This window comes from Rodentibacter genomosp. 1 (assembly GCF_001999285.1).
GTDB lineage: Bacteria > Pseudomonadota > Gammaproteobacteria > Enterobacterales > Pasteurellaceae > Rodentibacter.
Map to the genome: position 1 here is coordinate 31,834 of NZ_MLHN01000016.1, position 23,716 is coordinate 55,549.

General features: G+C 40.1%; 18 protein-coding genes. 17 read left to right on the forward strand and 1 reads right to left on the reverse strand.

Annotation, left to right across the window (positions count from 1 at the left end):
- The first annotated feature begins 83 nt into the window (after positions 1 to 83).
- From rsmH to BKK54_RS09060, 17 genes are all read left to right on the forward strand, one after another.
- Positions 84 to 1,052: a 16S rRNA (cytosine(1402)-N(4))-methyltransferase RsmH gene (rsmH, locus tag BKK54_RS08980; protein ID WP_077542746.1), complete on the forward strand. Its 969-nt coding sequence runs from the start codon at positions 84 to 86 to the stop codon at positions 1,050 to 1,052.
- A gap of 8 nt (positions 1,053 to 1,060) precedes the next feature.
- Positions 1,061 to 1,381, forward strand: a complete 321-nt coding sequence (ftsL, locus tag BKK54_RS08985; protein WP_077542747.1) for a cell division protein FtsL — start codon at positions 1,061 to 1,063, stop codon at positions 1,379 to 1,381.
- 29 nt (positions 1,382 to 1,410) lie between these two features.
- Complete coding sequence (gene ftsI, locus BKK54_RS08990; protein ID WP_077542748.1) at positions 1,411 to 3,249, forward strand: peptidoglycan glycosyltransferase FtsI; 1,839 nt, start codon at positions 1,411 to 1,413, stop codon at positions 3,247 to 3,249.
- Between the two features lie 9 nt (positions 3,250 to 3,258).
- The gene (gene murE / locus BKK54_RS08995) at positions 3,259 to 4,725 is read left to right on the forward strand and encodes a UDP-N-acetylmuramoyl-L-alanyl-D-glutamate--2,6-diaminopimelate ligase (RefSeq protein ID WP_077542749.1); all 1,467 of its coding nucleotides are present in this window, start codon (positions 3,259 to 3,261) and stop codon (positions 4,723 to 4,725) included.
- A 17-nt stretch (positions 4,726 to 4,742) separates the two neighbouring features.
- On the forward strand, positions 4,743 to 6,116 hold the full coding sequence (murF, locus tag BKK54_RS09000; RefSeq protein ID WP_077542750.1) for a UDP-N-acetylmuramoyl-tripeptide--D-alanyl-D-alanine ligase: 1,374 nt from the start codon (positions 4,743 to 4,745) through the stop codon (positions 6,114 to 6,116).
- Positions 6,110 to 7,192 carry a phospho-N-acetylmuramoyl-pentapeptide-transferase gene (gene mraY / locus BKK54_RS09005; RefSeq protein WP_077542751.1) on the forward strand — a complete coding sequence of 361 codons (1,083 nt, stop codon included), beginning with the start codon at positions 6,110 to 6,112 and terminating at the stop codon, positions 7,190 to 7,192. Before murF ends, mraY begins: the two co-directional genes overlap by 7 nt.
- 95 nt (positions 7,193 to 7,287) lie before the next feature.
- Positions 7,288 to 8,598, forward strand: a complete 1,311-nt coding sequence (murD, locus tag BKK54_RS09010) for a UDP-N-acetylmuramoyl-L-alanine--D-glutamate ligase (RefSeq protein WP_077542752.1) — start codon at positions 7,288 to 7,290, stop codon at positions 8,596 to 8,598.
- Between the two features lie 11 nt (positions 8,599 to 8,609).
- Positions 8,610 to 9,794, forward strand: coding sequence for a putative lipid II flippase FtsW (ftsW, locus tag BKK54_RS09015; protein WP_077542753.1), 1,185 nt, complete (start codon positions 8,610 to 8,612; stop codon positions 9,792 to 9,794).
- A gap of 8 nt (positions 9,795 to 9,802) precedes the next feature.
- Entirely contained in the window at positions 9,803 to 10,861 is a 1,059-nt protein-coding gene (murG, locus tag BKK54_RS09020) for an undecaprenyldiphospho-muramoylpentapeptide beta-N-acetylglucosaminyltransferase (protein WP_077542754.1), read from the forward strand.
- 77 nt (positions 10,862 to 10,938) lie between these two features.
- On the forward strand, positions 10,939 to 12,366 hold the full coding sequence (gene murC, locus BKK54_RS09025) for a UDP-N-acetylmuramate--L-alanine ligase (RefSeq protein WP_077542755.1): 1,428 nt from the start codon (positions 10,939 to 10,941) through the stop codon (positions 12,364 to 12,366).
- 74 nt (positions 12,367 to 12,440) lie between these two features.
- Positions 12,441 to 13,361 (forward strand): D-alanine--D-alanine ligase, encoded by a 921-nt coding sequence (locus BKK54_RS09030; RefSeq protein ID WP_077542756.1) that lies wholly within the window; start codon positions 12,441 to 12,443, stop codon positions 13,359 to 13,361.
- On the forward strand, positions 13,361 to 14,125 hold the full coding sequence (locus tag BKK54_RS09035) for a cell division protein FtsQ/DivIB (RefSeq protein WP_077542757.1): 765 nt from the start codon (positions 13,361 to 13,363) through the stop codon (positions 14,123 to 14,125). The genes BKK54_RS09030 and BKK54_RS09035 overlap by 1 nt, the downstream gene beginning before the upstream one ends.
- A 23-nt stretch (positions 14,126 to 14,148) precedes the next feature.
- Entirely contained in the window at positions 14,149 to 15,423 is a 1,275-nt protein-coding gene (gene ftsA, locus BKK54_RS09040; protein ID WP_077542758.1) for a cell division protein FtsA, read from the forward strand.
- Positions 15,424 to 15,506: 83 nt separating this feature from the next.
- Positions 15,507 to 16,811 (forward strand): cell division protein FtsZ, encoded by a 1,305-nt coding sequence (gene ftsZ, locus BKK54_RS09045; RefSeq protein ID WP_077542759.1) that lies wholly within the window; start codon positions 15,507 to 15,509, stop codon positions 16,809 to 16,811.
- 37 nt (positions 16,812 to 16,848) lie between these two features.
- The gene (gene lpxC, locus BKK54_RS09050; RefSeq protein WP_077542760.1) at positions 16,849 to 17,766 is read left to right on the forward strand and encodes a UDP-3-O-acyl-N-acetylglucosamine deacetylase; all 918 of its coding nucleotides are present in this window, start codon (positions 16,849 to 16,851) and stop codon (positions 17,764 to 17,766) included.
- A 95-nt stretch (positions 17,767 to 17,861) separates the two neighbouring features.
- A complete protein-coding gene (gene ushA, locus BKK54_RS09055; RefSeq protein ID WP_077542761.1) occupies positions 17,862 to 19,511 on the forward strand; it encodes a bifunctional UDP-sugar hydrolase/5'-nucleotidase UshA in 1,650 nt (549 codons plus the stop codon).
- A gap of 8 nt (positions 19,512 to 19,519) precedes the next feature.
- Positions 19,520 to 20,677, forward strand: coding sequence for a chorismate mutase (locus tag BKK54_RS09060; RefSeq protein WP_077542762.1), 1,158 nt, complete (start codon positions 19,520 to 19,522; stop codon positions 20,675 to 20,677).
- 307 nt (positions 20,678 to 20,984) lie between these two features.
- On the opposite strand, the gene gyrA is transcribed toward BKK54_RS09060, so the two are convergent.
- The gene (gene gyrA, locus BKK54_RS09065) at positions 20,985 to 23,630 is read right to left on the reverse strand and encodes a DNA topoisomerase (ATP-hydrolyzing) subunit A (protein WP_077542763.1); all 2,646 of its coding nucleotides are present in this window, start codon (positions 23,628 to 23,630) and stop codon (positions 20,985 to 20,987) included.
- Positions 23,631 to 23,716: the final 86 nt, after the last annotated feature.

A 23,716-nucleotide genomic window follows, 5' to 3' on the forward strand; every position in this document is an offset into this window, starting at 1 on the left:
AAGAACAGCAGCACTAGCAGGATAATCGGTGCTTTGCACCGAATTATCTTTTCCCCCAATTTATTTTTTATTAACTAACGTTTATGACTACGCAACATCCCTTTTCTTCACCGGAACATACCACGGTTCTACTTCATGAAGCTGTGGAAGGTTTGGCTTTGAAAGAAAATGGTATTTATATTGATGGTACGTTTGGACGTGGTGGGCATTCTCGTTTAATCCTCTCAAAACTTTCTCAACAGGGGCGGCTCATTGGGGTTGACCGTGATCCCCGAGCGATTGCTGAAGCGTTAAAAATACAAGATGCCCGTTTTCATATTGAACATAACAGTTTCTCTCATATTCCCGATATCTGTGAAAAATTAGATTTGGTAGGCAAAGTCGATGGTATTTTGCTCGATCTTGGCGTGTCTTCCCCACAGCTTGATGAGGCTGAGCGTGGCTTTAGTTTTATGAAAGACGGTCCATTGGATATGCGTATGGATCCAACCCAAGGTTTATCCGCTGCTGAGTGGTTAAAACAAGTTTCAGAGGACGATTTGGCTTGGGTATTAAAAACCTTTGGTGAAGAGCGTTTTGCTAAACGCATTGCAGCCGCTATCGTAGAATACAATAAAAGTGCGGTCAAAAATGGTGGAGAATGTTTATCTCGTACTTCTCAATTAGCCGAATTAATTTCACAAGTTGTGCCTTTTAAAGATAAATATAAGCATCCAGCTACCCGTAGTTTTCAAGCAATCCGAATCTTTATTAATTCTGAACTGGATGAGTTAGAAAGTGTGTTAAATTCTGCCTTGGATATGCTTGCACCCGAAGGGCGTTTATCAATCATTAGCTTCCATTCTTTAGAAGATCGAATGGTTAAACATTTCATGAAAAAACAAAGTAAAGGGGAGCCGATTCCTAAAGGTTTGCCTCTACGGGAAGATCAAATTCAACGAAATCAAAAATTAAAGATAATTGGTAAAGCAATTCAGCCATCAGAAGTAGAAATTCAAACTAATCCTCGTTCAAGAAGTGCGGTATTACGCATTGCGGAAAAACTAAGTTAGAGGAAAAAATGTTAGAGAACAGCGAGCGTTACCCTTTACAAAATATTTTAGTGGAAGATTTATTTTCATCTAATAAATTAGCTATCTTACTGTTATCGCTGATTTTAATTTCTGCGATAGCGACGATTTGGGTGACACATCAAACCCGAGGATTAATATCTGAAAACGGTCAGTTGATTTTACAACATCAAGCACTAGAGGATGAATACCGGAATCTGCAATTGCAAGAGGCAACGGAGGGTGATAGTACAAGAGTTGAATCTATCGCAATTGGGACATTAAAAATGAAAAGAATTGAGAGTGACCAAGAGGTTGTAATTTTGGAGTAAGCATAGTAGTTGGAATAGGATAATAATAAATGGTTCGGTTTAATTCGCCAAAAAAATCAAATAAATCTAAAAAGACGATTAGAAAACTCGCAACATCCACAACGGCAGTAAAATCCAATAAGCCTAAAACGGTGTTTGAGAAGTGTTTTTTACGTGGGCGTTATATTATTGCGACAGGTGCTATTTTTTTAGGATTAGTTGCATTGGTTACTCGTGCCGCTTATGTTCAATCCATTAATTCCGATATTCTTTCCGGTGAAGCGGATAAGCGCTCCTTACGTAAAGATGAAGTTCTTTCTGTTCGTGGTTCAATTTTAGATCGTAACGGTCAATTATTATCTGTCAGCGTGCCGATGAGTGCGGTTGTGGCAGATCCTAAACGTATCTTTAAAGAAGGTTCTCTTAATGACAAAGAACGAATTAAGGCTCTCGCTGAAGTATTGGGTATCAGTTATAACGAGTTAGTAAAAAAAATTGAGAAAAATCCAAAATCAGGCTTTTTATATTTAGCCCGTCAAGTTGAAGCCGGTAAAGCACAATATGTTAGAGAGTTAAAAATTAAGGGCATTTCTTTAGAAAATGAGCCAAGACGTTTTTATCCTCGGGTAGAGGAGACTGCACATCTAATTGGTTATACCGATATTGATGGTAATGGCATTGAAGGCATTGAAAAGAGCTTTAATTCTATGCTTGTTGGGAAAGATGGGGCACGTTTAGTCCGTAAGGATAAGCGTGGAAATGTGGTTGAACATATTGCCGATCAGAAAAAATACGATGCCCAAGATGTGACGTTGAGTATTGATGAAAAGTTGCAATCTATGGTGTATCGTGAAATTAAAAAAGCCGTGACTGAAAATAAAGCTGAATCAGGTACTGCTGTGCTTGTTGATGTCAGAACAGGTGAAGTGCTGGCTATGGCAAATGCGCCTTCTTATAACCCGAATAATCGTGTTGGGGTTAAAGCCGAACTTATGCGTAATCGTGCGATCACTGATGTCTTTGAACCGGGATCTACGGTAAAACCTTTTGTGGTTTTGACCGCACTTCAACGAGGTGTCGTGAAACGTAATGAGGTGATTAATACGGGGTCTTTTGTTGTAAGCGGAAAAGAAATTATGGATGTTGCTCCCCGAGCCCAGCAAACATTAGATGAAATTTTAATTAACTCTAGTAACCGTGGTGTGAGTCGCCTTGCTTTACGTATGCCGCCAAGCGCATTGATGGAAACCTATCAATCTGCCGGTTTAGGGAAAGCGACCGATTTGGGATTGATCGGAGAGCAAGCGGGTTTGCTAAATGCTAATCGTAAACGTTGGGCTGATATTGATCGGGCAACCGTTGCCTATGGCTATGGTATTACTGCAACGCCATTACAAATGGCGCGAGCCTATGCTACATTGGGAAGTTTTGGCATTTATCGCCCTCTTTCTATTACCAAAGTTGATCCGCCTGTGATTGGGCAACGGGTTTTCTCTGAGAAAACGACAAAAGAAATTGTGAATATGCTAGAACAAGTTGCGGTCAAAAATAAACGGGCTATGGTAGAGGGATACCGAGTGGGCGTGAAAACCGGTACCGCACGTAAAATTGAAAATGGTCGTTATGTGAATAAATATGTCGCATTTACCGCAGGTGTTGCGCCAATTAGTGATCCGCGTTATGCGCTTGTTATTTTAATTAATGATCCAAAAGCCGGACAATATTATGGGGGCGCAGTATCTGCACCGGTATTCTCAAGTATTATGGGTTATGCCTTGCGTACAAATGGTATTGCACCGGATGCTGAAAGCACAGAAAAAACCGCAAAACGTACAGTTCGTATTACACCTCGTAAAGTTGAACAAAATCAAGTAGAACGGGTAAATTAAGGAAAAACAATGAAAAAATTAACTGCACTTTTTAATTTGCCGTCACTTCCGGAACTTGATATTCATGAATTGGTTTTAGATAGCCGAAAAGTGAAAGCCGGTGATTTATTTGTTGCAATAAAAGGGCAACAAGTTGACGCAACTCGCTTTATTGAACAAGCCATTTTAGCTGGGGCAAGTGCGGTTGTCGCTGAAACCGATTCGGTAGATGAGCATCTACGTATAAAATATCAACAGCAGGTACCGGTTATTTACTACGATAATTTATCGGCAAAGTTATCTGAAATTGCGGATAAGTTTTATGATTATCCTTCTAAAAAATTGACCCTTGTTGGGGTAACAGGTACAAATGGAAAAACGACAGTTTCTCAGTTGTTAGCACAGTGGGTTCAACAGTTAGGGCATAAACCTGCGGTGATGGGAACAATTGGAAACGGATTATTAGGGCACATTGTTGAAGCTAAAAATACTACCGGGTCACCTGTTGAAATTCAATCTTCACTTGCTTCGTTTGTTGAGGCAGGGGCGGATTTTGCTGCGATTGAGGTATCTTCCCACGGCTTAGTTCAACATCGTGTAGAAGCACTTGATTTTAACGCCGCAATTTTTACTAATTTAAGCCGTGATCATCTAGATTATCACGGAACCATGGAAAACTATGCTCAAGCTAAAAAACGTTTTCTTTTTGAACTAAATCCCGAACTGAAAGTTGTGAATGCGGATGATTCTGTTGGTGCTGCATGGTTAGATGAATTACCAAAGGGTATTGCTGTCAGTATTCATGTAAATTTTCAACCAAAGACTGAGAAATGGTTAAAAGCGACATCAGTGAATTTTACCCAAGAAGGTGCAATCATTGATTTTGAATCCAGTTGGGGAAATGGAACGTTAAATAGCCCATTAATTGGGGCATTTAATGTGAGTAATCTGTTGCTGGTAATGGCAACGTTATTGGCATTGGGTTATTCATTGGATGACTTAATAAGTCATATTTCAAAATTAAAAGGAGTTCGTGGAAGAATGGAAATGATTAAAGTAAACGGAAAACCAGCTGTTATTGTTGACTATGCGCATACACCGGATGCGTTAGAGAAGGCGCTTATTGCTGCACGTGAACATTGCACAGGAAAACTTTGGTGTATTTTTGGTTGTGGCGGTGATCGTGATATAGGTAAACGCCCGTTAATGGCAAAGGTCGCAGAGCAATTTGCGGATATGATTATTGTGACCAAAGACAATCCCCGTACAGAAGATCCTGATAAGATTGAAGCTGATATTGTTGCCGGTTTTAGCGATATGAATAAAGTAGGCTTAATTTCTGATCGTGAGCAGGCTATTGAATTTGCGATTCAAGGTGCGGGTGAAAATGATCTGATTGTGATTGCAGGAAAAGGGCATGAAGAGTATCAAATTATTGGTAACGAAACTTTGCATTTTTCTGATCAAGAAACCGTCATGTTTTACTTAAATCAATAAACGTATTTGACTTATTTATGATTAATTTAACCACGCAACAACTTGCTGAAGTTGTTAATGCTTCGTTGATGGGTAATGGGCAGATTGTTGTTGAGAATATCAATACGGATACACGTCAATCTGTGCCAAATCACGTGTTTTTTGCATTAAAAGGCGAAACATTTGATGCTCATCAGTATCTTCATCAAGCAGTAGCACAGGGGGCTACTGCTTTGGTCGTTCAGAAAGCCGATCCTACGATTCATATTCCACAACTTGTGGTTGAGAATACTCGGTTGGCATTGGGGCAATTGGCTAAATGGTTGCGTGAAAAAATTAACCCTCGTACAGTGGCAATGACAGGGTCTTCCGGTAAAACGACTGTAAAAGAAATGACAGCGAGTATTTTGCAACAAGCCGTAGGAAATCCGGAAGCGGTACTTTTCACTCAAGGCAATTTCAATAATGATATTGGAGTACCGCTCACTTTGTTACGTTTAGAAGAAAAACACCGTTTTGCGGTCATTGAACTAGGGGCAAATCATCAAGGTGAAATTGATTATACGGCAAAGCTTGCTCAGCCTGATGTGGCACTGATCAATAATATTGCTCCTGCTCATTTAGAAGGCTTTGGCTCTCTAGAGGGGGTTGCAAAGGCTAAAGGTGAAATTTATAGGGGATTAACATCTAATGGTATTGCGATTATCAATGCAGAGCATAATTACCTTGATATTTGGCAAAAAGAAATAGGTGAGCATCCGATCCAATATTTTAACGGAAAGGATTTTTACGCTGAAAATCTTCAATATCATGAACAAGGTTCGAGTTTTACATTAGTTTCACCGAAAGGAAAAGTTGAAATTAATTTACCTTATTTAGGTGTACATAACGTAAAAAATGCCTTGGCAGCGACCGCACTTTCAATGAATGTGGGGGCGGCTTTAACGGATGTAAAAAAGGGATTAGAGCAACGTTCTCAGGTAAAAGGTCGTTTGTTCCCTATTCAAGTTAATCACAATTTGCTCCTATTAGATGATACCTATAATGCGAATCAAGATTCACTGTGTGCGGCAATTGATGTACTCAAAAATTATCCGGCCTTCCGTATTTTATGTGTGGGGGATATGAAAGAGTTGGGCGAAGATTCTCTTGATATTCATCGTAAAGTAGGGCTGTACGCTAAGGAGGCTGCTTTGGATTTAGTTTGCTCTTTTGGCAATGAAAGTGCGGTCATTTCTGAGGCTGTTTTGGGAAAACATTTTGTCGATAAAGCCGAAATGGTAGATTTCTTGGTTCCGCTTATTGAGGAAAAATTGAAACAAGATCAATATGTTGTGGTACTAGGAAAAGGTTCCCGTTCAATGAAAATGGAAGATGTGATTTATTCATTAAAGGATAAAATTAAATGTTAGTTTGGCTTGCTGAATTTCTTGTTCGTTATGAAACGGCGTTTAACGCAATCTCATATATTACCGTGCGCGCAATTCTTTCGTTATTGACCGCACTGATTATTTCACTTTGGATTGGCCCAAAAGTTATTAAACGCTTGCAAATTTTAAAATTTGGCCAAGAGGTACGTAACGACGGTCCGGAAAGCCACTTTGCTAAAAAAGGCACGCCAACGATGGGGGGCGTGATGATCCTTTTTTCCATTGGTGTCAGTACACTACTCTGGGCAAATTTAACCAATCCCTATGTGTGGGTTTGTCTATTTGTATTATTTGGTTATGGGGCAATCGGTTTTGTTGATGATTATCGTAAAATTACTCGAAAAAATACGGATGGTCTAATTGCTCGTTGGAAATATTTTTGGATGTCAGTTGTGGCGCTGGTAGTGATTATTTGGTTGTACTGGCTTGGACATGATACTGATGCAACTCGTTTAGTTGTTCCTTTCTTTAAAGATATTATGCCTCAATTAGGCTTGTTTTATATTGTGCTATCTTATTTTGTGATTGTTGGTACGGGGAATGCAGTAAATTTAACCGATGGACTAGATGGTTTGGCAATTATGCCGACCGCATTGGTCGCAGGGGCGTTTGCATTGATCGCATGGGCAACAGGGAATGTAAATTTCGCTGGATACTTACACATTCCTTACATTAAATATAGCTCAGAGGTTGTTGTATTTTGTACCGCAATTGTTGGGGCTGGGTTAGGTTTTCTTTGGTTTAATACTTATCCTGCACAAGTGTTTATGGGGGATGTGGGCTCATTAGCATTAGGTGGTGCATTAGGTGTTGTTGCAATTTTAGTTCGTCAAGAGTTCTTATTAGTGATTATGGGCGGTGTGTTTGTGGTTGAGGCACTTTCTGTAATTCTACAAGTTGGCTCTTATAAGTTGCGTAAACAGCGTATTTTCCGCATGGCGCCTATTCATCATCATTTTGAATTGAAAGGTTGGCCGGAACCAAGAGTGATTATTCGGTTCTGGATCATTTCGTTGATATTAGTATTGATGGGACTGGTCACACTAAAACTACGTTGATATTTATTGGGTTTCGCTCTGTCCTTATTGAGGGAAGTTAACTTTAACCGAAACCTGACCGAATCATTATAAAGAATCAAAAAAGAAGAAATAAAATGAGTCATTACCAAAATAAAACGATTACGGTTATTGGTCTAGGTAAGACAGGCTTATCTTGTGTTGATTATCTCCAATCTCAACATGCCAATATTCGTGTTATGGATACGAGAAAAAATCCGCTAGGTGCTGATAAACTTGCCAAAAATATTCCGCTTCACACGGGAGGGTTAAATCAACAGTGGTTGAATGAAAGCGATATAATCATTATCAGCCCAGGACTTTCGGTAAAAACACCGGAAATTCAGACCGCACTTTCTGCCGGCGTGGAAGTTATCGGTGATATTGAATTATTCTGCCGAGCTGCGACTAAACCTATCGTGGGAATTACAGGATCAAATGGTAAAAGCACGGTAACGACACTCGTGTATGAAATGGCAAAGTCGGCAGGCATAAAAGTGGGAATGGGGGGAAATATCGGTATTCCCGCTTTATCGTTATTAAAAGAAGATGATGAGCTTTATGTGTTGGAATTATCAAGTTTCCAGTTAGAAACGACTTATAGCTTAAAAGCCTCCGCAGCAACGGTGCTAAATGTGACAGAAGATCATATGGATCGTTACGAGAATTTGGAAGAATATCGCCAAGCCAAATTACGTATCTATCAGAATGCGGATGTCGCCGTTGTGAATGGCGAAGATCAACTAACTGTTGGCGAAGGTGAAAATCAAGCAGAACAGATTTTGTCTTTTGCAGAACATCATGGGGATTATTGGATCAGAACAGAAAAAGGTAAACAGTATTTAATGGTGAAAAATGAGGTGCTTTTACCTTGCGAAGACGTGGGGCTTGTTGGGCGGCATAATTATATGAATATTCTTGCGGCAACGGCGTTAGCACAATCGGTAGGGATAGATCTAGAAGCAATTCGTACCACACTTCGTCACTTTAAAGGCTTGGATCACCGTTTTCAACTGGTGCATAACGCAAATGGGGTACGCTGGATCAATGATTCTAAGGCAACAAATGTTGGTAGTACTATCGCCGCACTGACGGGGTTATTTGTAGAAGGCAAATTGCATTTGTTACTAGGGGGAGATGGTAAAGGCGCTGATTTTTCAGAATTGGCAACCTTGATTAATCAACCCCATATTATTTGTTATTGTTTTGGTCGTGATGGGGCGGAATTAGTAAAACTTTCTTCGCAAGGCTATTTGTTTGAAACCATGGAACAAGCGATTGAGTTTTTACGCCCAACACTAAAAACCGGTGATATCGTATTATTGTCACCGGCTTGTGCAAGTCTTGATCAGTTTGCTTCTTTTGAAAAGCGTGGTGAGGAATTTAGCCGTTTAGCAAAATTAAATTAATAAATAGAACGATGGAATTTATTCAGAAAATTAAACACAATCTTGATGATTGGACTCGAATTACGCCTCAAGGATTGCTATATGATCGGGCATTATTCTTGCTTTTTGTAATTTTATTAATTGTTGGTTTGGTTGCAGTAACATCTGCTTCTATCCCTTATAGTTCAAGATTATTTAATGATGCTTTTTATTTTGCAAAACGTGATGCACTTTATGTTTCTCTTTCTCTTTTGACTTGCTATTTCACCATGCAAATTTCCACCCAGAAATGGGAAAAATGGCATGTAAATATCTTTTTCCTGGCCATCGCTTTGCTGATTGCTGTACTCATTGTGGGCTCATCTGTAAATGGTGCAAAACGTTGGATTTCCCTCGGAATCCTTAATTTCCAACCGGCAGAGTTTGCTAAACTTGCACTAACCTGTTTTTTAGCCGGTTATTTTACCCGACGTTATGATGAGGTGCGGGTAAATAAGCTAAGTGCTTTTAAACCCTTTATTGTAATGGGCGTACTGGGAGTTTTCTTACTGAAACAACCAGATTTAGGTAGTACCGTGGTATTGTTTGTGATTACCTTTGGGATGCTTTTTATTGTTGGCGCAAACTTTTGGCAATTTATCGGTTTAATTGGAACCGGTACATTATTATTTATATGGTTAGTCATTTCCGAATCTTATCGTTTTAACCGTTTTATTGGTTTTCTAGAGCCTTTTAAAGATCCTTATGGAAAAGGTTTCCAACTTACCAATTCACTGATGGCATTTGGTCGTGGAGAAATTACGGGAGAGGGGCTCGGTAACTCTATTCAAAAATTAGATTACTTACCGGAAGCGCATACGGATTTTATTATGGCAATTATTGGTGAAGAATTCGGGTTTATCGGTATTTTAGTCGTCGTGTTTTTATTAGGATTATTAGTATTCCGAACACTAAAAATCGGGCGTGAATCGTTGTTGTTAGAACAGCGTTTCCGAGGATTTTTTGCCTTTGGTATCGGTTTTTGGATTTTCTTCCAAGGTTTTGTGAATTTAGGAATGGCACTTGGGATGTTGCCAACGAAAGGGTTGACTTTCCCATTAGTGAGTTACGGCGGTTCGAGTATTATGATTATGTCGGCCACCATTGGTATTTTGCTTCGTATTGACCACGAAAACCGTTTACAACATGGTGGACAAGCACACTTGCGTGACGATTAGGAATAAAAATGAATAAACAGAAAAAATTATTAGTTATGGCTGGGGGAACGGGAGGTCATATTTTTCCTGCTGTTGCGGTAGCGCAAACTTTACAAAAGCAGGGGTGGGATATTTGTTGGTTGGGGACAAAAGATCGAATGGAAGCCCAAATTGTCCCTAAGCATGGTATTCCGCTCCGTTTTATTCAAATTTCCGGTTTACGTGGTAAAGGGATTAAAGCACTACTTACGGCACCTTATGCTATTTTTCGGGCAGTGCTTCAAGCGAAAAAAATTATTCAAGAGGAAAAGCCTGATGCGGTGCTTGGTATGGGCGGTTATGTTTCCGGGCCGGGTGGTGTGGCAGCAAAACTTTGTGGGGTACCCATTATTTTACACGAACAGAATGCAATTGCGGGTTTAACAAATAAATGGCTTGCCAAAATTGCAACTCGTGTATTACAAGGTTTTCCTAATGCATTTCCAAATGCTGAAGTGGTTGGGAATCCGGTTCGTCAGGATTTCTTTAATATGGTTATACCTGAGGTGCGTTTTGCTGACCGTAGTGAAAAACTAAGAGTGCTAGTGGTGGGCGGTAGTCAGGGGGCGCGTGTATTGAACCACACATTGCCAAAAGTGGTTGAACAACTAGCAAGTAAATTAGAGGTTCGCCATCAAGTCGGGAAAGGTATGGTCGAAAGTGTGATGGCGCGCTATGGTGAAAATGCATCGCAAGTAAAAATAACAGAATTTATTGATGATATGGCTGAGGCTTATTCATGGGCGGATGTTGTAATTTGTCGTTCAGGAGCCTTAACCGTGTGTGAAATTGCGGCAGTAGGGGCGGCAGCAATTTTTGTTCCATTTCAGCATAAGGACAAACAACAATACCTTAATGCCAGATATCTCGCTGATGTAGGGGCGGCTAAAATTGTGGAACAGGCCGATTTAACACCTGAAATTTTGATTAATTATTTGCAGAATTTTACTCGAAATGAGCTTTTACAAATGGCAATGAAAGCCAAGACCATGTCCACACCATTTGCTACACAGCGTGTTGCTGACGTGATTATTGAAAATGCAAAATAATATAAAAATCCTTTGGAATTTTGACCGCACTTTTGGAAAAGGTGACAATTTTTATTAAAGGATATAAGGAAAAGAAAATGAAACATTCTTACGAAGAAATTAGAAAAATAATCCCCGAAATGCGACGTGTTCAACAAATTCATTTTATTGGCATTGGCGGTGCAGGTATGAGTGGTATTGCTGAAATTCTTTTAAATGAAGGTTATCGAATTTCAGGCTCGGATATTGCCGATAGCGTGGTGACGCAACGTCTTGTACAAGCCGGGGCTAAGGTTTTTATTGGACATTCAGCCTCAAATATTGAGGGGGCAAGCGTTGTGGTGGTATCCAGTGCGATTTGTGAGGATAATCCTGAACTTATTGCCGCAACACAAAAACGTATTCCTGTTATTCAGCGAGCGCAAATGTTGGCAGAAATTATGCGTTTCCGCCACGGTATTGCAGTGGCTGGAACCCATGGAAAAACAACCACGACTGCGATGATTTCAATGATTTATACCCAAGCGAAATTAGACCCAACATTTGTCAATGGTGGGTTAGTGAAATCAGCCGGAAAAAATGCACATCTTGGTGTAAGTCGTTATTTAATAGCGGAAGCGGATGAAAGTGATGCGTCCTTCTTACATTTGCAACCTATGGTATCGGTAGTGACCAATATGGAGCCGGATCATATGGATACTTATGAAGGCGATTTTGAAAAAATGAAAGCCACTTATGTGAAATTTCTACACAATTTGCCCTTCTATGGTTTATCGGTAATGTGTGCCGATGATCCGGTATTGATGGAATTAGTGCCAAGAGTAGGACGACAAGTGGTGACTTATGGTTTTAATGAGAACGCTGATTATCGAATAGAGGATTATGAACAAACCGGTTTCCAAGGACATTATGTAGTCATTTGTCCGAATGGCGAACGTATTAATGTGTTGTTAAATGTACCGGGTAAACATAATGCGTTAAATGCAACAGCGGCACTTGCAGTAGCAAAAGAGGAAGGGATTGGTAATGAAGCAATTTTGGAAGCTCTCGCCGATTTCCAAGGTGCAGGGCGTCGTTTCGATCAATTAGGTGAATTTATTCGTCCAAATGGAAAAGTTCGTCTAGTGGATGATTATGGACACCACCCGACGGAGGTTGGGGTCACGATTAAGGCAGCCCGTGAAGGCTGGGTGGGGAAACGTGTTGTGATGATTTTCCAACCGCACCGTTATTCACGTACCCGTGATTTATTTGATGATTTTGTTCAAGTCCTTTCACAAGTGGATGCGCTCATTATGCTAGATGTCTATGCTGCCGGCGAATCGCCAATTGTTGGGGCAGACAGCAAAGCACTCTGTCGCTCAATCCGTAATTTAGGAAAGGTTGATCCGATTTTAGTTTCTGATACCGAACAATTAGGTGAGGTACTTGATCAAATTATTCAAGATGGTGATTTGGTATTGGCACAAGGGGCGGGGAGCGTGAGTAAAATTTCTCGTAATTTAGCCGAATCTTGGAAAAATTAATGTTGTGATATGAATTAATGTTCATATATGAAAAGCCAAATCGTAACAAAAAATTATAATGGTAGGATAAAAAGATGAATTTAAAACAAGAAAAAATAGCTGTTTTATTAGGAGGAACATCTGCTGAACGTGAGGTTTCGTTAAATTCCGGTAAAGCAGTATTAGACGCTCTTATCGCTCAAGGTTATGATGCTCATCCGATTGATCCGAAAGAATATAATGTGGCAAATCTTAAAAAAGACGGTTTTGATCGTGTATTCAATATTTTGCATGGTCGGGGCGGTGAAGACGGTACGATGCAGGGGTTGTTGGAGCAAATTGGTTTACCCTATACCGGTTGTAGCGTGATGGCATCCGCGTTAACGATGGATAAAATGCGTACCAAAATGTTATGGAAAGCCTTTGGTTTACCTGTGGCTGATATGGAAGTGGTAACACGCGAGACTATTGAGCAGTTAGATACGAAAGCAATTGTGGAAAAATTAGGTTTACCCTTAATGGTTAAACCTTCATTAGAAGGATCGAGCGTAGGATTAACAAAGGTTAGCCGTGAAGAAGATCTGAAAAGTGCGGTCGAATTTGCACTTAAATTTGATAATACTATCCTGATTGAAGAATGGCTTGCAGGTGATGAATTGACCGTACCGGTTTTAGGTGAGCAAGTGTTACCGGCAGTACGTATTGTACCTGAAGGTGAGTTTTACGATTACGAGGCAAAATATATTTCCGATAATACCCAGTATTTTTGCCCTGCCGGCTTGACACCCGAACGTGAGCAGGAATTAGCTGTATTAGTGAAACGGGCATATGATGCAGTAGGGTGCCGAGGGTGGAGTCGTATTGATGTGATGTGTGATGCAAAAGGTGATTTTCGTTTAGTTGAAGTTAATACTAATCCGGGGATGACAAGCCATAGCTTATTTCCTAAATCAGCGGCGACAGTGGGCATTTCTTTTGAACAACTGGTTGTGAAAATTTTGGAGCTGAGTGCGTAATGAATGTACTGAAACGCAAAAGTACGTCAAATGTTCGATATGGTGAATCAACCTTTAAATATCTTATACAAATTCGCTTGTTGATTGTGCTATTGTGTGTCGGGGTTGGCTATTTCGTTTATTCAAATTGGCAGGATTGGTTAGAAAGTTTTGATTCAAAGCCGATTACTGCCTATGCATTAGTCGGGAAAACAGAATTTACGGATTATGCGGATGTGAAAGACGTACTTCTGAAAATGGGGGATCTAAAAGGTTTTTGGGGACAAGATGTTAAGGCTGTTCAAGAACAGCTGGAAACGTTACCTTGGGTGAAAGGGGCGGTTGTTCGTAAGGTTTGGCCTAATCGTCTGAGTATTTGGTTGACGGAGTATATGCCGGTGGCAATTTGGAATAAAACAGAGTTCGTTACAAAAGATGGGACAGTTTTTCAGTTGCCAATGGAACGTTTGAAAAATAAGACATTACCTTATTTAGGCGGGCCTGATTACCAGAGCTTAAAAGTACTTGAAGCTTGGAACCAGATTTATGCAGACTTTAAAGCAAAAAATTTAAACGTAAAAGGCATCACAATTGACGAGCGGGGCGCATGGCAAGTGACTCTTGATAATGATATAGTACTGAAACTTGGGCGAGGCGCATGGAAATCAAAATTGGAGCGTTTTGTGACAATTTATCCACAAATTGAAGTATCGGAAAATAAACGAATTGGCTATGTGGATTTACGGTATAGCTCGGGCGCTGCGGTGGGAATGGTCGATAAATAAAAATTCGGTGGGTGTAATAGATAATGGCAAAACTAGTTGAAACAAAAGCAATTGTCGGACTTGAAGTGGGAACGTCAAAAGTTGTAGCTGTCGTAGGGGAAGTCTTACCCGATGGCGTGGTGAATGTACTTGGCGTGGGAAGCTGCCCCTCAAAGGGAATTGACCGTGGAAGCATTACAGATTTAGATGCAGTCGTCAATGCTATTCAGCGTGCGATTGAAGCTGCAGAATCAATGGCAGATTGTCAAATCATGAGTGTTACTTTAGCGATTACCGGGGAGCATATTCAAAGTTTAAATGAAAGTGGATTTGTTCCTATTGGTGAAACGGAGGTGACCCAAGATGAAGTTGATTCCGCTTTATATAATGCGAGTACAATCAAATTGCCCGAAGGCGTTTCTTTATTACATGTGATCCCACAAGAATATGCGGTGGATCGTCAATTAAATATTAAAAATCCGCTTGGTTTGCAAGGGGTTCGCTTAAATGCCCATGTCCATTTAATTACTTGTCATCAAGATTGGCAAAATAATCTGAAAAAAGCAGTGGAGCGTTGTGGCTTACAGGTCGATAAAGTGGTGTTTTCTGGTTTTGCTGCAACCCATTCGGTTTTAACTGACGATGAAAAAGATCTTGGTGTTTGCTTAGTTGATTTTGGTGCCGGTACAATGAATGTTATGGTGTTTACTAACGGTGCATTACGTTTTAGTAAAGTCATTCCTTATGCGGGAAACATTGTGACCAATGATATAGCCCATGCTTGTACGATTTCTCGTGCTGAAGCAGAACGTGTTAAGGTCAATTACGCAAGCGCAATATATCCTGCGCGTTTACAGGGTGATAAGAAAATTGAAGTCGCGGGTATTGGTGGACGAGCCCCTCGATCTTTAACGAAAAGCGATTTATCTTTAATTACATCAGCCCGTTATACGGAACTTCTTGGCGTTGTAAAGGACGAATTAGATAAATTAAAAGCAGATTTAGAACGTAAACATATTAAGTTTGAATTAATTGCTGGAGTGGTGATTACCGGTGGTGGGGCACAAATTGAAGATCTGAGAGAATGTGCGATGGATGTTTTTGGTTGCCAAGTGCGAATTGGTAGCCCGCTAAATATTACCGGCTTAACCGATTATGTGAATCGTCCACAGTATTCAACTGTTATAGGTTTATTACAATACAGTCATAGCAACAGTGATGATGAACTTATTGGTGGTGATCATTCTGAAAGCAATCTTCTAAGTACACTCTGGTCTTGGATTAAAAAAATTGCAAATAAAGTGAAGTCAGAGTTTTGATTATTTTGATTTTTCATCTACAATACAAAAAATTTAACTTTTATTAATGTGCTAGCAGAGTATTAGCGGAACGGAGAACATAAATGTTATACCCAGATTACGGTGATTTTGAAGAACAATCAGGTGCACTGATTAAGGTGGTCGGTGTTGGCGGTGGTGGCGGTAACGCTGTTAACCATATGGTTGCTAATATGATTAAGCAAGACATCGGTGGTACTTTTCTTGGGGAAAATTCGTTTGATAGTGAGGAACATGGAAAAATTATTTTCTATGCAGTGAATACTGATGCACAAGCATTACGTAAAAGCCAAGTTCAACAAACTGTGCAGATCGGTGGTGCGACGACAAAAGGACTTGGTGCTGGGGCCAATCCTAATGTGGGTCGTAAAGCGGCTGAAGATGATCAAGAAGAAATCCGTAAAATGCTTGAAGGCGCTGATATGGTCTTTATTGCTGCCGGTATGGGTGGTGGTACAGGGACAGGGGCTGCCCCTGTTGTTGCTAAGGTTGCAAAAGAATTGGGTATTTTGACTGTCGCTGTTGTAACAAAACCTTTTGCTTTTGAAGGCAAAAAACGTATGCAGTTTGCAGAGTTAGGTATTAAGGATCTCGCACAATATGTTGATTCAATGATCATTATTCCTAATCAGCAAATTCAGAAAGTTCTCCCTAAAAATGCAACGTTAATTGATGCATTTGCTGCTGCAAATGACGTATTGCGTAACTCTGTGATGGGTATTTCCGATATGATTACCTCGCCTGGTATGATTAACGTGGATTTTGCAGATGTTAGAACTGTTATGTCCGAAATGGGGCAAGCAATGATTGGATTTGGTTCTGCAAAGGGCGCGCCAGGTGAAGGTCGAGCCGAAGAAGCCGCGAGAATTGCAGTTCGTAACGATTTATTAGAAAAAGTAGATTTAACGAATGCTAAAGGTATTTTGATCAATATTACCGGTGGTTTTGATATTGCATTTGATGAATTCAATGTCGTGGGTGATACCATTCACAGCTTTGCCTCGGAAGATGCAACTATTGTTGTTGGTACAACCTTGGTACCGGAAATGAGTGATGAAATTCGAGTGACTATCGTTGCTACGGGATTGGGGGAAATTGCACCTAATGAAAGTATTCAGGTTCAAAAAACAATTCAGCCGTCACAGCCACCGCTTCATCACCCGAGTGAAAATGTTCAAGGAATTTCATTAAGAACACAAGAACAAACAACGACATCATTCAGACAACCTGAGCCAATTCGCTCTTCTTATTCTCAAGACTCGATTCCGCAGCCTAAAGAATATCGTAGCGAATTGGAAAAACCGATTACTGAGCGTTTGTCTTCTTTTCAAAAGTTTGATCCAAAAGTAATGGATCAAAATGATAAATAGCAAATAAGATCTTGTTGTCAAACAATAAGGCAAAAATATGATTAAACAAAGAACGTTAAAACAAAGCATTAAAGTGACGGGTGTTGGCTTACACAGTGGTAAAAAAGTGACATTAACCTTGCGTCCTGCAATGCCGAACACGGGGGTTATTTATTGTCGTACGGATTTAAATCCACCGGTAACTTTCCCTGCAAATGCTGAATGTGTACGAGACACAATGCTTTGTACAGCTCTTGTAAATGAACAAGGTGTCCGTGTTTCAACCGTTGAACACTTAAATGCAGCATTGGCAGGACTTGGTATTGATAATATCATTATTGAGGTGGATGCGCCTGAAATTCCAATTATGGATGGTAGTGCAAGTCCATTTATCTATTTATTATCAGATGCCGGTATTGAGGAACAAAATGCTGCGAAAAAATTTATTCGTATCAAACAAAAAGTGCGGGTAGAAGAAGGTGATAAATGGGCTGAATTTAAACCTTATAATGGTTTTCGTTTAGATTTCACTATAGATTTTGAGCACCCTGCGATTGGTAAAAATGTGCGAAATTATGTCATGGATTTTTCCACTCAAGCATTTATTCACCAAATTAGTCGCGCAAGAACCTTTGGTTTTATGAAAGATATTGAATATCTTCAATCACAAGGTTTGGCATTAGGCGGAAGTTTAGATAATGCCATTGTGTTGGATGATTATCGTATTTTGAATGAGGAAGGCTTGCGTTTTAAAGATGAATTAGTACGTCATAAGATGTTAGATGCGATTGGTGATCTTTATATGGCAGGTTATAACATCATTGGTGATTTTAAAGCTTATAAATCCGGTCACGGATTAAATAACAAATTACTTCGTGCTGCCTTGGCAAATCAGGATGCATGGGAGTTTGTGACTTTTGAAAATAAGGAACAAGTACCTCATGGATATGTTACTCCTGTTCAAGTACTAATCTAGTTATGTTTTGTAAAAAAGCTATATTTCCACAAGAAGTATAGCTTTTTTGTTTGTGTTTGCTCGAGAAAAGAGCGGTTAATTTAGGATGAGTTTTCATGAAAAAATTATTGACTGTTTTACCTTTAGTTCTTGTAACCTCTGCTGCAATGGCATATGAACAAGACAAGACCTACCATTTCACACTTCTTCATACTAATGATACTCACGGGCATTTTTGGCCAAACAGTAAAGGCGAGTATGGTTTTCCTGCTCAAAAAACAATCATTAATCGTGTGAAAGCGGAAGTAGAAAAGAAAGGTGGATCAGTGATTTTATTAAATGCCGGTGACTTTAATACGGGGGTACCTGAATCTGATATGCAAAATGCAGAACCTGATATCCAAGCGATGAATGCAATGGGGTATGAAGCGACGGTATTGGGTAATCATGAATTTGATAACCCTCTACAAATGCTTGCTATGCAAGAATCTTGGGCTAAATTTCCGTTCTTATCGGCAAATGTATTTAATAAGAAAACTAATCAACCACTTGTTAAACCCTATACAATTTTAGATAAACAAGGATTGAAAATTGCAGTGGTGGGATTAACAACAGAAGACACAGCAAAATTGGGTAATCCAGAATATACCGGTAACGTGATTTTTAAAGATCCGACAGAATCTGCGAAAGAAACCCTTAAAATGCTAAGTGAAAATGAAAAACCGGATGTGAAAATTGCATTAACGCATATGGGCTACTATTACGATGCCCAATATGGATCCAATGCACCCGGTGATGTTTCACTTGCCCGTAATTTAGATAAAGGGGCATTTGATATGATTGTGGGGGGACATAGCCATGATCCCGTATGTGTAGATGAAAAAGGCGTATGGGTTAAGGATTATAAACCGACTCAGCCCTGCAAGCCGGATTTCCAAAATGGTACTTGGATAATGCAGGCATACGAATGGGGAAAATATGTAGGACGTGCGGATTTTGAGTTCAAAAATGGTGAATTAAAACTTGTGAATTACGAATTAATTCCGGTGAACCTGAAGAAAAAAGTCACAAAAGAAGATGGTAAAATCGAGTATGTCAATTATGGTGAAGTGATTCCTCAAGATCCAGAAATTGAGAGCTTATTAAAAGTTTATCAAAATAAAGGTGATGAATTATTGGGACGTGAACTAGGCGAATTAAAAGGCAAGCTGGAAGGTGATCGTACTATTATTCGTTTTCAGCAAACCAATCTTGGCCACTTAATTGCTGAAGCGCAACGTGAACGTGCGGGGGCGGATGTTGGAATTATGAATTCAGGTGGAATTCGGGATTCGATCCAATCGGGTAAAGTGACTTATCGTGATATTTTAAAAGTTCACCCATTCGGCAATATTGTGAGCTATGTGGATTTTACAGGCAAAGAGTTGATTGATTATTTGAATGTAGTGGCATTAAAAGAAGTGGATTCAGGTGCTTATGCACAATATTCCGGCATTTCTATGGTCGTGAACAAAGAGGCACAAAAAGTCGAAAATGTTAAAGTTCAAGGTAAGCCACTAGATTTAAATAAAACTTATCGTGTTTCTTTACCAAGCTATAACGCCGCCGGTGGAGATGGTTATCCGGTTGTAACAAAAAATCCAACATTCTTAAATACTGGTTTTATTGATGCGGAAGTACTTGCTAAATATATTTGGAAAAATTCACAAAAAGCCCCGCTTGATGCATCGAAATATGATCCAAAAGATGAAATAATCTTTAAATAAGGATGAATATGGCGTTAGAATTATCTGAAATTCGGCAGCTCATTACACAAATTGATCGACGTCTTTTAAAGTTATTGTCTGAACGCCATCGTTTGGCTTTTGATGTGGTAAGAAGTAAAGAAATCACTCAAAAAGCCTTACGTGATGCAGAACGGGAGCAACAACTTTTGCAAGATCTTGTGCAATTTGCGGAAAATGAAAATTATCAGCTTGAGCCACAATATATTACGTCTATTTTTCAAAAGATCATTGAAGATTCGGTATTGACTCAGCAGGTTTATTTACAAAATAAACTGAATGAACAACGTAGCCAAAATTTGCATATCGCTTTTTTAGGAAAACGAGGCTCCTATTCCAATTTAGCAGCCCGTAATTATGCTGGACGCTATCAAAAGCCGTTTGTGGAAGTTGGATGCCAGTCGTTTGAACAAGTATTTGAAAAAGTGAAAAATGGCGAAGCTGATGTTGGTGTTCTGCCCTTAGAAAATACGACATCAGGTGCGATTAATGAAGTTTATGATCTGCTTCAGCATACTGACTTATCGCTTGTTGGTGAACTTGCTTATCCGATTAAGCATTGTGTTTTAGTCAATGGAACAACGGATTTAAGTCAAATTGATACCTTGTATAGTCACCCACAGGTGATTCAACAATGTAGTCAATTTATTCATAGCTTAGAGCGTGTTCATATTGAGTATTGTGAAAGCAGTTCGCATGCAATGCAGTTGGTATCAAGTCTGGATAAGCCAAATATTGCCGCACTTGGAAATGAGGATGGCGGAAAGTTATATGGATTAACGATGTTGAAAAGTAACATCGCGAATCAAGAAAATAACCTAACTCGATTTATTGTGGTATCAAGAGAACCACAAGAGGTTTCCCCACAAATTCATACAAAAACCTTATTGCTGATGACGACACCACAGCAGGCAGGCTCTTTGGTTGATGCGCTTTTGGTATTCAAAAAATATCAAATTAATATGACTAAACTTGAATCCAGACCCATTTATGGAAAACCTTGGGAAGAAATGTTCTATTTGGAAATTGAGGCGAATATTCATCATCCTGATACACAAAAAGCTTTGGAAGAATTGAAAGCTTATAGCCATTACTTAAAAATTTTAGGTTGTTATCCCAGTGAAATAGTTAAACCTGTTAATCTTTAAGAAAAAAGGGCGGTCATAAAAACATGAATTTTTTCGGTATTATGTAGCAAATGCACAAAATATAAATTTCAGCGATATGTAGGGACACACTGTGTGTCCAAATTTTAACCTGTTGAAATAACTTGATTTTTATAACGGACACACGCAGTGTGTCCCTACAAGATAACCCAAAAACAGATTTGTGCAACTGCTACATAATACCGAATTTTTTGGCCGCTCTTTTTATAAGATAAGGGAATAGGGGGAGAAATCCGGTACCAAAAAAAGGACTTCACTCGTACTTTGAGTGAAGTCCTAGCTTTTAGAGTTATTCTTCTGTTATCCCTGTTTCTTCTGAGGTCTCTTCATCATCCATATCGCACACTCGCTCAAGGCTGACCACTTGTTCATTTTCTGCTGTACGGATTAGGCGTACACCTTGAGTATTGCGTCCGACAATTCCCACTTCGCTGACACGAGTGCGAACAAGCGTACCGGCGTCAGTGATTAGCATAATTTGATCAGTTTCTTCCACTTGGGTGGCGGCGACGACTTTTCCGTTGCGTTCACTTACCTTAATCGAAATCACCCCTTTTGTATTACGGGATTTAGTTGGATATTCGCTTAATTGAGTGCGTTTACCGTAGCCGTTTTGTGTAGCCGTTAAGATGGTACCTTCACCTTTTGGAATAACCAAGGAAACCACTTTGTCGATATTGAGATCCAAAGACTCTTCTGTGTTTTCATCAGAAACTTCTTCAATTTCGACCGCACTTTGGTCTTCTGACATATCATTGGTTAAGGCGAGTTTAATGCCACGAACTCCGGTTGCTAAACGCCCCATTGCACGCACGGCAGTTTCAGCGAAACGCACTACACGGCCTTGAGAGGAGAACAACATAATTTCATTGTTACCGTCCGTAATATCGACACCGATTAACTCATCTTCATCACGTAAATTTAAGGCGATGATACCGCTTGAACGTGGGCGGCTAAATTCGGTGAGGGCAATTTTCTTCACAATACCGCCGGCCGTTGCCATCACTACAAATTTATCTTCTTCATAAGCGGAAACCGGTAAGATGGCGGTGATACGTTCATTTTCTTGTAACGGCAGAATATTCACAATTGGACGACCACGTGCGCCACGGCTGGCTTGTGGAAGTTGGTAAACTTTCAGCCAATATAAGCGTCCACGGCTTGAGAAACAGAGAATCGTGTCGTGGGTATTGGCAACCAGTAGTTTTTCGATGAAATCTTCTTCTTTCATCTTCGTCGCTGATTTTCCTTTCCCACCACGGCGTTGCGCTTCATAATCGGTCAGCGGTTGATATTTCACGTAACCTTCGTGGGAAAGTGTCACCACCACATCTTCTTGAGCGATCAGATCTTCTAAATCAATATCGCCCGAAGCCGTAGTAATTTCCGTTAAACGTTCATCACCAAATTGTGATTTCACTTCCTCTAATTCTTCACGGATCACTTCCATTAAACGTTCAGCACTGCCCAAAATATGAAGAAGATCGGCAATTTTTACCAATAATTCTTGGTATTCTTTCACCACTTCTTCAAAAGCGATGCCGGTTAAACGGTGTAAGCGAAGTTCTAAAATTGCATTGACCTGTGCCGGTGATAAATAATATTGTTCGCCTTGAATGCCTAGGTTTTCCTCAAGATCGTCCGGACGTGCAGTAATATCAAGTAGATTGATAATATCGCTGTGCAATGCCCAAGAACGAGAGCTAATGGCATTAGCTGCGTCCTCTCGGTTTTTGGAATTGCGGATAATGGCGATCATTTCATCAATATTAGAACGAGCCACCGCTAAGCCTTCTAAGATATGGGTACGCTCACGGGCTTTACGAAGTTCAAAAATTGAGCGACGTGTCACGACCTCACGGCGGTGCAATACAAAGGCTTCAATGATTTCTTTCAGGTTGAATAAACGTGGCTGACCGTGATCCAAGGCAACCATATTGATACCAAAGGTGACTTGCATCTGGGTGAGAGAATAAAGGTGGTTTAATACCACTTCACCGACGGCATCACGTTTGATGTCGATCTCAATACGAATCCCTTCTTTGTTGGAAAGGTCGGTAATATTGCTGATCCCTTCAATTTTTTTCTCGCGAATAAGTTCGGCAATTTTTTCCACCAGTTTTGCCTTGTTGACTTGGTAAGGCAATTCAGACACGATAATTTGTTCGCGACCTTTATCATTGGTTTCGACAGTCGCCCTTGCACGAACATAGACTTTACCACGGCCGGTACGATAGGCTTCTTCAATACCCTTACGTCCATTGATTAAGGCCGCAGTAGGGAAGTCCGGCCCTGGAATATATTGCATTAATTCATCAATCGTGATGTCATTGTTATCAATATAAGCTAAACAACCGTTTAATACTTCGTTTAGGTTGTGAGGCGGAATATTGGTTGCCATTCCCACAGCAATACCGGACGAACCGTTTGCAAGCAATGCGGGAATACGGGTTGGCAATACATCAGGAATCATTAATTCGCCGTCATAGTTTGGTGAGAAATTGACGGTTTCTTTATCCAAATCCGTGAGCAATGCCTGTGTAATTTTTTGCATACGTACTTCGGTATAACGCATTGCCGCAGGTGCATCACCATCAATTGAACCAAAGTTACCTTGCCCGTCCACCAACATATAACGTAGTGAGAAAGGTTGTGCCATACGGACGATCGTGTCATACACGGCAGAATCACCATGAGGGTGATATTTACCGATCACATCCCCGACCACACGAGCAGATTTGACGTATTTTTTATTAGCCGTATTGCCTTCACGATCCATAGAAAATAGCACGCGGCGATGTACGGGTTTTAAACCGTCACGGACATCAGGTAAAGCACGTCCGACAATCACGGACATCGCATAGTCAAGGTAGGAGGATTTGAGTTCTTCTTCAATATTGACAGGGGTAATAGAGGATTGGATTGAATCCGTCATGGGTAGTCCTTTTTTGATCAAAAAATTGGGCGAATTGTAGCATAAAAGCGGTATTTTTCCCATGAAAAAACGGTGCTTTACGCTTG